The sequence below is a fragment of the Bradyrhizobium sp. HKCCYLRH3099 genome, assembly GCF_051167855.1.
Lineage (GTDB): Bacteria > Pseudomonadota > Alphaproteobacteria > Rhizobiales > Xanthobacteraceae > Bradyrhizobium.
In genome coordinates, this window is record NZ_JBNPTW010000002.1 from 504,964 (window position 1) to 518,663 (window position 13,700).

General features: G+C 64.5%; 10 protein-coding genes. 7 read left to right on the top strand and 3 right to left on the bottom strand.

All coding sequences use genetic code 11. The features are described 5' to 3' along the window. Positions 1-150 precede the first annotated feature (150 nt). Positions 151-1,125 (top strand): arginase, encoded by a 975-nt coding sequence (rocF, locus tag ACQR1Y_RS07770; protein ID WP_434876421.1) that lies wholly within the window; start codon positions 151-153, stop codon positions 1,123-1,125. Positions 1,126-1,183: 58 nt separating this feature from the next. On the opposite strand, the gene ACQR1Y_RS07775 is transcribed toward rocF, so the two are convergent. After that, positions 1,184-2,815: an NAD-dependent malic enzyme gene (locus tag ACQR1Y_RS07775; protein WP_434876667.1), complete on the bottom strand. Its 1,632-nt coding sequence runs from the start codon at positions 2,813-2,815 to the stop codon at positions 1,184-1,186. A gap of 190 nt (positions 2,816-3,005) precedes the next feature. Further along, complete coding sequence (locus ACQR1Y_RS07780; RefSeq protein WP_434876420.1) at positions 3,006-4,310, bottom strand: NRAMP family divalent metal transporter; 1,305 nt, start codon at positions 4,308-4,310, stop codon at positions 3,006-3,008. A 220-nt stretch (positions 4,311-4,530) separates the two neighbouring features. Here ACQR1Y_RS07780 and ACQR1Y_RS07785 point away from each other — a divergent pair, with 220 nt between their 5' ends. Beyond that, the gene (locus tag ACQR1Y_RS07785; RefSeq protein ID WP_434876419.1) at positions 4,531-8,325 is read left to right on the top strand and encodes an ATP-binding protein; all 3,795 of its coding nucleotides are present in this window, start codon (positions 4,531-4,533) and stop codon (positions 8,323-8,325) included. Between the two features lie 99 nt (positions 8,326-8,424). Then, on the top strand, positions 8,425-9,363 hold the full coding sequence (locus ACQR1Y_RS07790; protein ID WP_434876418.1) for a hypothetical protein: 939 nt from the start codon (positions 8,425-8,427) through the stop codon (positions 9,361-9,363). A gap of 21 nt (positions 9,364-9,384) precedes the next feature. Here the strand turns inward: ACQR1Y_RS07790 and ACQR1Y_RS07795 are convergent, their stop codons facing one another. Then, positions 9,385-9,570 (bottom strand): hypothetical protein, encoded by a 186-nt coding sequence (locus ACQR1Y_RS07795; protein ID WP_434859349.1) that lies wholly within the window; start codon positions 9,568-9,570, stop codon positions 9,385-9,387. 656 nt (positions 9,571-10,226) lie between these two features. Between ACQR1Y_RS07795 and ACQR1Y_RS07800 the strand changes: the two genes are divergently transcribed. From ACQR1Y_RS07800 to ACQR1Y_RS07815, 4 genes are all read left to right on the top strand, one after another. Further along, entirely contained in the window at positions 10,227-10,490 is a 264-nt protein-coding gene (locus ACQR1Y_RS07800) for a hypothetical protein (RefSeq protein WP_434876417.1), read from the top strand. A 317-nt stretch (positions 10,491-10,807) separates the two neighbouring features. Beyond that, the gene (locus ACQR1Y_RS07805) at positions 10,808-11,272 is read left to right on the top strand and encodes a hypothetical protein (RefSeq protein ID WP_434876416.1); all 465 of its coding nucleotides are present in this window, start codon (positions 10,808-10,810) and stop codon (positions 11,270-11,272) included. A gap of 40 nt (positions 11,273-11,312) precedes the next feature. Continuing rightward, on the top strand, positions 11,313-11,921 hold the full coding sequence (locus tag ACQR1Y_RS07810) for a hypothetical protein (protein ID WP_434859352.1): 609 nt from the start codon (positions 11,313-11,315) through the stop codon (positions 11,919-11,921). Between the two features lie 309 nt (positions 11,922-12,230). Continuing rightward, complete coding sequence (locus ACQR1Y_RS07815) at positions 12,231-13,517, top strand: PBSX family phage terminase large subunit (protein ID WP_434876415.1); 1,287 nt, start codon at positions 12,231-12,233, stop codon at positions 13,515-13,517. Positions 13,518-13,700 lie beyond the last annotated feature (183 nt).

Genomic DNA, 13,700 nt, shown 5'->3' on the forward strand with positions numbered 1-13,700 from the left:
GGGAGACGTGACGCTCCGGAAAATGCTGGCTCGGGCGATTGGTTCCCTCGGCCGGAGGTGCATGGTGCGGAATCCGGTGGATCGGTGTTGTCGCGCACGGCATTCGCGCGCCGAAACCGCTAGAGTCGGCCCGATCAAAAAGGATCGCTCATGGATCGCTCAAACCCGGCCCCGCCGCAACGCATCGCCATCCTCGGCGCTCCGATCGATCTCGGTGCGTCCGTACGCGGCACGCTGATGGGGCCGGCGGCCTTGCGCACGGCGGGCCTCGTCACCGTGCTGGAAAGCCTGAACCTCGACGTCATCGACTATGGCGATGTCGGCATTGCCGAGATCGGCGAACTCAGCGACGAGCCTCCGGGAAACGCCAAGCATTATCGGCAGATCCAGCGCTGGTCACGGATCCTGACGCGCCGCAGCTATGAGCTGGCGCAGACCGGCGCGATCCCGGTGTTCTTAGGGGGAGACCACTCGCTGTCGATGGGATCGGTGAACGGCGTCGCGCGCCATTGTCGCGACAGCGGCCGGGAGCTGTTCGTGCTCTGGCTCGATGCGCATGCCGACTACAATACGCCGGCAACCACGATCACCGCCAACATGCACGGAATGTCCGCCGCATTTCTGTGCGGCGAGGCCGGACTTGACGGCCTGCTCGGCGACGAAGCGCGCGCGAGCATCAGCCCCGACCAGTTGGAGCTGTTCGGAATCCGCTCGGTCGACAAGGCCGAGAAGGAGCTGCTGCGGCTGCGGCGCGTCAGCATCGCCGACATGCGCGCCATCGATGAGTTCGGCGTCGGCGTGCTGCTGCGGCGGTTGATCGAGAAGGTCCGGGCCCGCAACGGCGTCCTGCATCTGAGCTTCGATGTCGACTTTCTCGATCCGGAGGTGGCTCCGGGAGTCGGCACCACCGTGCCGGGCGGCGCCACCTATCGCGAGGCGCATCTCATCATGGAGCTGCTGCACGATTCCGGCCTGGTACGCTCGGTCGATATCGTCGAGCTCAACCCGTTCCTCGACGAACGCGGCAAGACCGCGCGGGTCGCGGTCGAACTGGTCGCCAGCCTGTTCGGTCAGCAGATCACGGACCGGCCGACGCCGACCAACGCGATCGTTCCGGAGCCATAGAGCGGATGCCTCGCGTCACGCGAGGCATCCGGACCATCATGATCAGTAGCGCGCGTGATCAGTAGCGCGCGTCGTACATCTTGGCTTCGACGAAGCCGAGCAGGTCGTTCGGGGCCGGTCCGGCGGCGAGTCCGTTCTGAAAGGCCACGCCGGCAACGGCTGCGCCGATCTGCGCCGACACCTCGCGGATGCGCGGCAGGGCAGGGTACAGACTGCCCTGATCGAGATCGGCGCCGGTGACGCAGTTCGCCAGCGTGTGCGCGGCGGCCATGAACATCTCATCGGTCACCAGCCGCGCGCCGGTTGCGATGGCGCCGAGGCCGACGCCGGGGAAGATGTAGGAGTTGTTGCCCTGGCGCGGCACGAAGGTCTTGCCGTCGAGCTTGACCGGATCGTAGGGGCTGCCGCAGGCGAACAGCGCGCGCCCCTGCGTATGGCGATAGGCTGCCTCGGCAGAGCACTCGGCCTTCGAAGTCGGGTTGGAGAGCGCGAAGATGATCGGACGCTCGTTGAGCTCTGCCATGGTCTGCAACACCTCAGGGGTGAAGGCGCCGCCGACCGCAGCCACGCCGATGATCGCCGTCGGCTTGAGCGTCTTGATCGCGGTCAGGAAGTCGCCGATCGGCGCCTGCTCATGCGCATAGCGCAGCTTATGGCCGTGCAAATTGTCGCGTCCCTTGATGACGAGGCCGCGCGAGTCCGTGAGCCAGTTGCGCCGCAGGGCTTCGGCTTCTGGCAGGCCTTCGGCCATCATGGCGGAGACCACGAGATCGGCGATGCCGGTCGCCGCCTCACCGGCGCCGAGGAACAGCACGGTCTGGTCGCGCAGCTTGCCGCCGGTGATGCGGAGCGCCGAGAACAGGCCGGCAAGCGCCACGGCCGCGGTGCCCTGGATGTCGTCGTTGAAGACGCAGGCCTCGTCGCGATATTTGTGCAGCAGCTTGAAGGCCGCGTGATTGGCGAAGTCCTCGAACTGGATCAGCACGCCGGGGAACGCCGCGCGCGCAGCCGTCATGAACTCGTCGACGAACGAGTCGTAGGCGTCGCCGGTGAGCCGCTTCTGGCGCAGACCGATGTAATAGGGATCTGCCAGCAGCTCTTCATTGTTGGTGCCGACGTCGAGCATGACGGGCAGGCATTCTTCGGGGTGGATGCCGGCGCAGGCCGAGTACAGCGACAGCTTGCCGACCGGGATGCCCATGCCGTTGGCGCCGAGATCGCCGAGGCCGAGGATGCGCTCGCCATCGGTGACGACGATCAGCTTGGCGCGATAGGGCCAGTTGGCGAGGATCTCCGCGATCCGTCCGCGGTCATTGGCCGAAATGAACAGGCCGCGCGGCCGCTGGAAGATCAGGCCGTATTTCTGGCAGGCCAGGCCGACTGTCGGCGTGTAGATCAGCGGCTGGATCTCGTCGATGTTGTCGCAGACCACGCGGAAGAACAGCGCCTCGTTGCGATCGTGCAGCGCGTTCAGCGCGACATACTTTTCGAGATCGTTGGACAGGCTGCGCAGGTTGACCAGGATCCGCTCGGCCTGGGCCTGCATCGACAGCACGCCGGCAGGCAGGAAGCCGCGCAGTCCCAGCGCATCACGCTCCTGCTCGGTGAAGCCGGTCCCCTTGTTGAGCAGCGGATCGCGCAGCAGCGCGAGCCCGCGCGGGGAGTAGGTGGACAGCGTCGGTGCGCTCATGCGTTGCGGTTGGGTCAAGGCGGTCTCCAAGGTCCTTCATTCGAGCCTCGCCATACCGGAGCGCATCGGCGTTGATCGGGATCAACCGCGGCGGATTGGCGGGAACGGACTGTTAACACAGTTTACGTTCCGCGTTGCAGCAATGACGTTGTGCAACTGCGTTGCGGACCTTGCGGGACAGCGAGGGGCGCTAGCCGCGCCCCGTGACGAATGACCACAGCAATGCCAGCACAGCGACCGCCATAATCCCTGTGCCGATCCACCCCAAGGCGATCAGCCATGAGCGGCCGCGGAAGCGCCCCATCAGTCCGCGATTGGAGACGATGACCATCATCATCGCCATGATCGGGACTGCGGCGATGCCGTTCAGCACGGCGCTCCAGACCAGCATGTGGATCGAGTCGATCCCGGTGAAGCCGAGCCCGAAGCCGATGATCGTGGCCGCGGCGATGATGCTGTAGAACCCGACCGCTTCGTCCGGCTTGGCCTCTAGCGTCGCGTGCCAGCCGAAGATCTCCGCGACGCCATAGGCCGCCGATCCCGCCAGCACGGGGATGGCCAGCATGCCGGTGCCGATGATGCCGAGCGCAAACAGCAGGAAGGTGAAGTCGCCAGCGAGGGGGCGCAGGGCCTCGGCCGCCTGGGTGGCGGAGTCGATCCTGGTGACACCATTCGCGTGCAGGACGGTGGCCGTCGTTACGATGATGAAGAAGGCGATCGTATTCGAGAAGATCATGCCGATGGTGGTGTCGATCCTGATCCGCCGGAGGTCTGGATGGTCCTGCTTCGAGAGCTCGCGCAGCGGGCGATCCACCTTCCCCTGGTTCATCTCCTCGACTTCCTGGGACGCCTGCCAGAAGAACAGATAGGGACTGATGGTCGTGCCCAGGACGGCGACCACCGTCAACAGGTAGTCCGCATCGGTGGAGGGGCTCGGCCAGACCGCTGCGAGGAGCGCCGTGCCCCAGGGCACCTTGACCAGCAGCGCCGTCGCCACATAGGCGAACAGGCTCAGCGTGAGCACCTTGATCACGGGCGAGTAGCGGCGGTAGGGCAGAAAGACCTGGAGCAGCGTCGACAGCGCCGCGAAGATCAGCGCATGCTCATGATTGAGGCCGCCGATCACCAGCGACAGCGACTCGGCCATGGCCGCGATGTCGGCCGCGATGTTGAACGTGTTCGCGCCGACCAGCAGCGCAACAAGCCCGAAGACGATCCATCGCGGCGCCAGCTTCGAGATGTTTGCGGCAAGGCCCTGGCCGGTGACGCGGCCGATGCGCGCGCTGACCAATTGGATCGCGATCATGAAGGGCGCGGTGAGGAAGACCGTCCACAACAGCCCGTAGCCGAACTGTGCGCCGGCCTGGGAGTAGGTCGCTATTCCCGAGGGATCATCGTCCGCCGCACCGGTCACGAGGCCCGGCCCGAGGAGTCGAAGGATGCTCCTTGCCGATTTCTTCGGCTTGTTCGGCTCAGATTCGACGGCGATGGTCATGGCGAGCAGTCCTAGGCGGACGTATCTCATTCGAAGTCGAAACGGGCCGCTTTTGTTCCGGTCTCTGGAACCGTAGGAGAGTACCGGCGTTGACTATCACGTCGTGTTTTGACCAGGGGGGGAGCGCGTGCCGGACGAGGTGCCAGCAGGGCACGATCAGGGAGAGGCGGTTGCCGAGCGTGAACGGCTCTTTTCCGGAGGCAGCGAGCTCGCCGGCTTGATGCTGCGGTTGGACTGGGACGCGACGCCCATCGGGCCGCCGGAGCGCTGGCCGCAAAGTCTGAAGACGGCGGTCAGGATCATGCTCACGTCGCAGCAGCCGATCTGGATTGGCTGGGGAAAGGAGCTGACCTATCTCTACAACGATCCCTACAAGGCGATCATCGGCGGCAAGCATCCGCAGGCGCTGGGCCGCCCGACGTCGGTGGTCTGGCACGAGATCTGGGAGGACATCGGACCGCTGCTGGCCAAGGCCAGCCGCGGCGATCAGGGCACCTATGTCGAGGCGCAGCTCCTCATCATGGAGCGCAACGGGTTTCCCGAGGAGACCTACTACACGTTCTCCTACAGCCCCATTCCCGATGACGACGGATCGCCCGGCGGCATCTTCTGTGCGAACACGGACGATACGCTGCGGGTGATCAGCGAGCGCCAGCTGTCGCTGCTGCGTGCGCTTGCGAATGCCGGCGCGGAGGCGCGCAGCATCGAGCAGGCCTGCGCGAGCTGCGCCTCCGCCTTGGCGCAGCACTCGCTCGATCTCCCCTTCGTCATGATCTACATGATCGAACCTGGCGGCGAGACGGCACATCTCGAGTCCGTGACCGGCATCGGGCGCGAGCATCCGGCCGTGCAGGGGACGCTGCACATCGGGCCGCAAGGAGCGTGGCCGCTTGCGGAGGCATTGCGGCGGCAGGGCGCGGTACTTGTTCGCGATCTGGCGAATCTGTTCGGGGTGCCCTTTCCGACCGGGGGCTGGCGGCAACCACCGACGCAAGCGGTGGTGTTGCCGATACCCTCGTCCGGTGAAGCAGGACAGGGCGGTTTCGTCATCGCAGGGCTCAATCCGTTTCGGCTGTATGACGAGAGCTATGCCCGCTTCCTCGACCTCGTCGCCGGGCAGATCGCTGCGGCGGTCAGCAATGGCGGTGCCTATCAAGCGGAGCGGCGTCGGGCCGAGGCGCTGGCGGAGATCGATCGCGCCAAGACGGCGTTCTTCTCCAACATCAGCCACGAGTTTCGCACCCCGTTGACGTTGATGCTGAGCCCGCTCGAAGACCTGCTCGGTCGCGACGCCACCCAATTGCCCGGCGACACGCGATCGGTTCTCGACCTCGTGCATCGCAACGGCATTCGTCTGCTGAAGCTCGTGAACACGCTGCTGGACTTCTCGCGGATCGAGGCCGGACGGATGACCGCGCGATTTGCGCCGGTCGACCTGGCCTCGTTCACGACGGAGCTGGTCTCCAACTTTCGTTCGGCGACGAACCGCGCCGGTCTCGGACTCGTCATCCGCGCGGGCGATCTGCCCAAGCCCGTCTACGTCGATCCCGACCTCTGGGAGAAGATCGTTCTCAATCTCGTCTCCAATGCCTTCAAGTTCACGTTCGAGGGCGAGATCACGGTCTCCATCGGCTTGTCATCGGATCGACGCCACGCCGAGCTCACCGTCCGCGACACGGGCACGGGAATTCCCGCCGATGAGCTGCCGCATCTGTTCGAACGCTTTCGCCGCATCGAAGGCGCGCGCGGCCGCTCCTTCGAAGGCAGCGGCATCGGCCTCGCATTGGTGCAGGAGCTCGTGAAGCTGCATCGTGGTGAGATCACCGCCGAGAGCGAGCTCGGACGCGGCTCGGCGTTCACCGTGCGGCTGCCGCCCGGATCGGCTCACCTGCCTGCCGATCAGCTTGGGAGACCGCGGGGGCAGGCTGTCGCGACCACGCGAGCGCAGGCCTATGTCGACGAGGCGCTGGGCTGGTTGAGCGGCGACGATCTCGAGGATCTGCCCCACCCATCATCCTCCGATGATCTCGATGTGCCGATCGCGGCCGTGCCCGGTCGCGATCGCATCGTGCTCGCCGACGACAATCCCGACATGCGCGACTACGTCCGGCGCTTGCTCGGGGACACTTATGACGTCGAGGCGGTCGCCGACGGTCGCGCCGCGCTGCAAGCGATCCGGCGGAGCCGGCCGGATCTGGTTCTCACCGACGTGATGATGCCGCAGCTCGACGGCTTTGGTTTGCTGCTGGCGCTGCGGGCAGATCCGAAGCTGCACGACATTCCGGTCGTGATGCTGTCGGCGCGCGCCGGCGAGGAGGCGAAGGTCGAAGGACTCGACGCCGGGGCCAGTGACTATCTCAGCAAACCGTTCAGCGCGCGGGAACTGCTGGCGCGGGTGCGTGCCAACATCGACATGTCGCGGGTCCGGCGCGAGGCCGAGATGGCGCTGCGTGGATTGAATGAACGGCTGGAAGAGCAGGTCACGGCGCGGACGGCGGAGCTGCGGGCCAAGGAGGCGCGGCTGCGCACCATCTTCGAGGCGAGCTACACGTTCCAGGCGCTGCTGTCGGCGGACGGCACGCTGCTCGACGCCAATGCCACCTCGCTCGAGGCGATCGCGGCGCCGTTGCACGAGGTCGCGGGGATGGCGTTCTGGGAGACGCCGTGGTTCGCCAGCACCCCCGAGATGCCCGACACGATCAGATCTCTGGTGGAGGCCGTGGCCCGCGGTGACGAGGCGCGGCAGGAACTTCAGCTCGAGCTTCCGGTCGGCGGCCTGCGCCTGTTCGACTTCCAGATGCGTCCCGTGCGCGACGAGTACGGGCAGGTGGTCGCGATCGTCCCGGAGGCGGTCGAACTGACCGAGCGGCGCAAGGCCGAGGAGGCCTTTCGGCAGGCGCAAAAGATGGAGGCGATCGGCCAGCTCACCGGCGGCGTCGCGCATGACTTCAACAATCTGCTGACCGTGATCCGATCATCGGCCGACCTGTTGCGCCGCCGGCAATTGCCGCCCGAGCGGATGCGACGCTACGTGGACGCGATCTCCGACACGGCGGACCGTGCCGCCAAGCTGACCGGCCAATTGCTCGCCTTCGCGCGCCGCACGCCGATGGAGCGCCGCGTCTTCGATGCGGCAGCGCATATCGAGCAGATTTCGGAAATGCTGCAGACGGTGCTCGGAGCGCCGGCCATGATCGACCTCGACCTCCGCTCGCGGCCGCTTCCCGTCGATGTCGACATCAACCAGTTCGAGACCGCGCTCGTGAACCTCGTGGCCAATGCGCGGGATGCAATGGAAGGCCAGGGCGTGCTGACCATCCGGGGCGAGATGCTACCCGATGACGGGTCTCAGCAATTCGTTTCGATCTCCGTCAGCGACACCGGATGCGGCATCGCGCCCGAACAGATCGACCGGATCTTCGAGCCGTTCTTTACGACCAAGGGGGTTGGGCGCGGCACGGGCCTTGGCCTGTCCCAGGTGTACGGCTTCGTTCATCAGTCCGGTGGTCGCGTGCTGGCGGAGAGCGAGCTCGGCCGGGGGACGACCCTGACCTTGCTCCTGCCACTGACCCACAAGCCGCTCGGTCCCGGGGAAAGAAGCGAGCGCAGGGCGGAAGCGCCCGACGCGCGCTGGAACGTGCTCGTCGTCGAGGACAACCCCGAGGTCGGTGAATTCTCCACCCAGTTGCTCGAGGACCTCGGCTACCGCACGGTGCTGGCGCGCAGCGGAACGGACGCGCTGCGCATGATCGAGGAGAAGCCCGACAGCTTCGATCTCGTGCTGAGCGACGTCGTCATGCCGGGCATGGATGGGGTGACGCTCGGCCAGGAGATCCGCCGCCGCCTGCCGATGATCCCGATTGTGCTCAACAGCGGCTACAGCCACGTGCTCGCTGACGGCGACCGTCATGGCTTCAGCCTGATCCAGAAGCCGTATTCGGTCGACGAGCTGTCACGCGTGCTGCGCCAGGTCATGGCCGCACGCGGCGCAGCCACGCGGCCGGCGTCGCCATGATGCTCATCGCAGCTGTCCCCTGACGATGCCGCTCCCGTCCTGATCCGCCCTTGAAGGGGCGGGCCCGTCCGGCGTAGTTTCGGGCGCGGGGGGCGCGTGATGACGGACGAGGAATGGTTGCCGGGCTGCCGGCGCGGGCTGCGAAGCCTGTTCGTTCTGGTGGTCGGGGCGGCACTGGTCGCGGCGGGCAGCGCGCTTGCCAAGGACGAGGATGATGACCAGCCCGAGCCGGGCCTCGCCAACGTCTACATCGATTTCCGCACGAACTACGCCTATGTGCCCGGTGGAGCGCTATCGACCGGCCTTGGCGACACGTCGCTGTTCGGGACATTGTCGCAGATCGCGACGTTGCGGCGGCTGCTGGAGCGTCCCGTCCTGCCGGGACGGCCGCAGCTTTCGGTGCCCACCAACCAGGGCGTCGGCGTCGATATTCCGCTGACGGTGGATCTTGGCGAAGCCCTGTCGCTCTATGCCGGCTTCACCGGCAGCGCCTCCTACAACGGCCTTTCCGGATGGTCCGACGTGGCCGTCACGAGCTGGTTTCTCGGCTTCCAGGCCGACGTCTACCAGCAGAACGGCGGGCTGTTTCCGACGCTGACCTTGCAGTCGACGATGACGCGATCGGTGCCGGCTTCGCCGCTGGCCACCACCTCCTTCAACACGGTCGTGGAGGCCAAATACGCCCTCGATCCTGAGGAGACGCGAGGCTGGCTCGCGGGCGTCCAGTACACCCATGTCGAGGTCGACTCCACGCTGGCGCGGGTCGGGGGCACGACGGCGGGCTATGTCGGCGGCTTCTATCAGTGGGACAACAATTGGAAGCTCTCCGCGCGCGTCGGGCTCCAGTCGTTCGCCGGCGCGCAGCTGCTCGTCGCCACGCCGATCCCGTCCTACACGCAGCCCCTGGTCCGGCTCGATCTCGATCGCATGGACGACGACGACAACCGGCTGTTCGGCATCACCGCGCAGATCGCGTGGGCTCCGAAGCCGGTCTATCAGTTGACCGTGAGAACGCCACTCTACGCGATCAGGAACTGATCGAGCGCGCGCCATATACGGTCAGCGGATGCTGACGAACTTGCCCCATAGTCCTGCCAGCACGGCCCCCGCCATCACGTAATGCGGCTTGTCGCAGAACAGGCTGCCGACCTGACAGACATCGCTGCTGACAGCACCGAGCTCATGCTGCCCGGCGGCATAGAACAATGCGGACAAGACAGCCAGAACGGCCGCGACGACGTACATCGGAGGAACCTCCTTCTCAGCTGATCCGATGAGCTCTCGATCGGTGACAATCGCCATTCGCCGCGACGCTTGACACGTCGGGCAAATCAGCCTCATTCTGCCACCATCGAAGAAATCATAGAGCCCGCGCCGCGAAATCGGCAGCGGGCTTTTTGTTGGTCCCCGGCGGGACTTGTTCGCGCGGTTAGCGAAGTCGAAGGTTGCGACTGCCACCTTTTGATCAAATTTGACACGTCGGGCAAATCACCGGCATATTGCCAGCATCGAAATTTCCGAAATCGCAGCATCGGCAGTCCGCGGCGCTTCGCACGCGGGTGTTTGACGGCTGTTGTTAAAGCTGCACTCTTGCCTGACGCCGTCGATCGCCAGCCTGCGCGACCGCGCGCGTCGTTGCCGTCTTCCGGATATTGGCCGTCCCGCGCGAACGGGACGGTCTGCGCGCGCGGCGACCGTCGCCGCGCCTGCTGCGGTCCCTCGTGGAGGGGATAGGGTTCGCGCCCGAAACGATCGCGTTGGCCGCGATCTGCCGCGCCTTTTCCTTCATCTGATCTGGAGCCAGGATGACCGCTTATCTGATCTCGCTCGCCTTGCTGGCTCTCATCGCGGTGGCGTCTGCCGACGCGCTGTCGTGATCTCGCATTCTTCCGGAGACGGCCATGTCGAAGACCATCACTGAAATCCGCTCGATCGCCCGCGGACATACCCAGACGGCGATCAACACGCTGGTCGGCGTGATGCGCTCGCCGAAGGCGACCCACGCGGCGCGCGTGTCGGCTGCCAACGCCATCCTCGATCGCGGCTGGGGTAAGGCGCCGCAAGCGCTGCAGAATGGCGAGGACGGCGCTTTGGAGCTGATCCATCGCATCGAGCGCGTCATCGTGCATCCGGATGAAGAGGACCAGGCGCAGGAGGATGAATGATCCTGGATGCGAGTGTGCTGTGAGCGCATGGTTTGATCGGACGACTGGCGTCTGCAAATGAGAAACGCCCCAGAACAAAGTTCTTGATTTGTTCCAATTCCATGCAATAGTGGAAGTGGTGATCTGATCCTCTGCCGTCTATCTGACCAGTGAGTTTCGCTCTCGTCTATTCGCTTAGTCGGTGAAACCGCAGATTCCGCGACAGGCCCACTCTTGATGCAGAGAAGGCGGCGCGGGAGGAGCTTCGAAGTGCCCTAGCGGCAAATGAATGGAAGAGGCGCATTGGCCACAGACTCACGAATTGCAGGTTGGTCCACATGATAGCAGAGTTACGCCTTCAGAAGGAGCGCGCGTTACACCTCGTCCCGGCGGCCGTGGCGGTTTTGATTTTGCTGCTCATTCTTCCATGGAACGAGGCCTCCGCGAGCGATTTCGTCCTCACCTATGCGGTCGAGGCCAAGGGAACGATCGATACAGGAAAGCTGACGACATGCGACTACGAGCGCATTTGCGAAATCCAAGCTGCCGATCTGATTATCGAGTTGATTTTCCATCGAGGAACAAGGAGCCTTTCGACGATAGACATGAGGGCTCGAGGGGCGCTCGGATGTTGCTTCAGCGTTGATGGTGATCAGCAATTTCATGCATTCCTTGACGCCGGTTCAGTGCGGTTCGCGATCTATCGGCGTGTCGAGATAGGGAGGGACGAGTTTGTAAGGAGCGCATTCGTTCAGTACGAACGAGAGGGGACGATCCACCTTCGCTTTCTGAAGACCAATTAGGCGAAGCAGTCGAGCAATAGATTGAGAGGAAAGATCGGACATGGCAAACGAAAGAAGCTTCATCGAAAGGGCTCCGCTCCCCCCGCCGGGTGCTCCGACTGTTGAGCATGGCGACAGATCGCGCATCTTCGGGATCATTGGGAAGCAGCTCGATGCTATCTTAAATGGGCCTGAATCGTACTATCCCGACGGAACCAAGAAGGAGCCGGATGCCTTGTTGGATGATCTGACGGGGTTCTATAGCTCTGTCGAGCAACTGGGCCGGCAGTTGAATGATCCGACAAATATTATGGGGGACGTGCTAGACGAACTCAGGAAATTCAATGGCGCGTTCGCTCCGATGGCGAAATGGAGTGATCCGAGCATGCAAAGGGACAAGGCAATCGAACTGCCACCCGAGCTTGCTCCGAAGACGCTGGATCAGAACAACATAGAGATCGATCCGTTTGGTGGCCCGTTCGCGCCGCGTATGCCGTGGAGAGAGCCGAAAAAGGACCTCAATGTCTCGGCGGAAGTTGGCCGGCCAGAAGCGAGCAATAACGGTGCCGGGCAGAGTGCGTCCCGAGCCCCATCGACGACTCTGGCCACCTTCCGACTGCAGCGCGATGGCGTGCCTCTGCGGTACCTGCGAAGCCGTCCGACCGTTTGACCAGGCAAAGGTCGTTCGACCAGGATAAGAGTCCCGCGCGAGTCATTGCTAAGCAGGACGCGGCTGCATCGCAGATATCCGGAAGCAATGTATCCGGCAAGGGCGCCCGGAACCGGCAACTACCGGCCAATCTCCATCCAATAGCTGTAGTCGTTGACGTGGCAAAGGGGCGCGTCCTGCCCGGACGCACGATTGTGTCCGCAATGGATCAACACGGCTGGCGTGATAGCTCTGAAAACAGTCTTCCGTCGAAGCGAAATCTTTCACGCTGAAGCAGCTTCCCGGACCCGACCTTAGCGAGGGCCGTCATTGTCCACCCTCAGGATCCCCACCGCGAAAGTGTTCGAGCCGCTGCTTGCCCCCGCACGCTACAAGGGCGCGTTCGGTGGCCGCGGCTCGGGCAAGTCGCACTTTTTCGGCGAGCTCCTGGTCGAGACCTGCCAGTCCGAGCGTGGCACGCTCGCGGTCTGCATTCGCGAGGCGCAACGCACGCTGGCTCAATCGTCCAAGCGGCTGATCGAGGCCAAGATTGCAGGCCTCGGCCTCGGTCAGGGGTTTCGCTCCTTCAGCGATCGCATCGCCACTCCCGGTGACGGGCTGATCATCTTTCGCGGCATGCAGGACCATACGGCGGAATCGATCAAGTCGCTCGAGGGGTTTCGGATTGCCTGGATCGACGAAGCGCAGACCTTGAGCGCGCGGTCGTTGTCGTTGCTGCGGCCGACGATCCGTGCGCCGCGCTCGGAGCTGTGGGCGAGCTGGAATCCGCGCCGCAAGTCGGATGCCGTCGACGATTTTCTGCGCGGCCGCAAGCCGGACGGTGCCGTCGTGATCAAGGCGAGCTGGCGGGACAATCCGTGGTTTCCGGCGGTGCTCGACGAAGAGCGGCGACTCGACCTTTCGCTCTATCCGGACCGCTACGAGCACATCTGGGAGGGCGACTACGTGCGCGCGTTCGAAGGAGCCTATTACGCTGATCTGCTGGCGCAGGCGAAACGTGACGGGCGCATCGGCAAAGTGGCCGCCGATCCGTTGCTACCGCTGCGCGCTTTCATCGACATCGGCGGCGCCGGCGCGACCGCCGATGCCTTCACCATCTGGGTCGTGCAGTGGGTGGGCAACGAGATCCGCGTGCTGGATTACTACGAGGCTGTCGGCCAGGTGCTGGCCTTCCATGTCAACTGGCTGCGCGCGCGGGGCTATCAGAGCGCCATCATCCATCTTCCGCATGACGGGCTGGCGACCAACTCCGTGACGGGCAAGCGCTATGCCGATCATCTGCGCGATGCCGGCTTCGCGGTCGAGCCGCCGCTCAAGAACCAGGGCAGGGGAGCCGCCATGATGCGGATCGAGGCGCTGCGCCGTCTCGGGCCACAACTGTGGTTCAACGCCGCAACGACCGAGGCCGGACGCGAAGCGCTCGGCTTCTATCACGAGCGCAAGGACGAGACGCGCAACGTCGGGCTCGGCCCCGAGCACGACTGGTCGTCACACGCCGCCGACGCGCTCGGAATGATGGCGGTCTGCTATGAAGCGCCGGGGCGCATCATGAGCTTCAACCGACCGATCCGATACCAGGACGCAGGGTGGCGGTGACCTGCGGCGGCGATGGCTAAACTCCATGGGTCCTGCAATCGGAAAGCGATGGTGCAGCCAGAACAAATCGTGTACATTGTTGTCAACCCACATGACCGCGGATGGCGCGATTGCATGACGCGACGATGCGGTTTGTAGATGGCCGCGGACTTTGCTGTTGCCTCAACCCGCTCTGGAATGGCT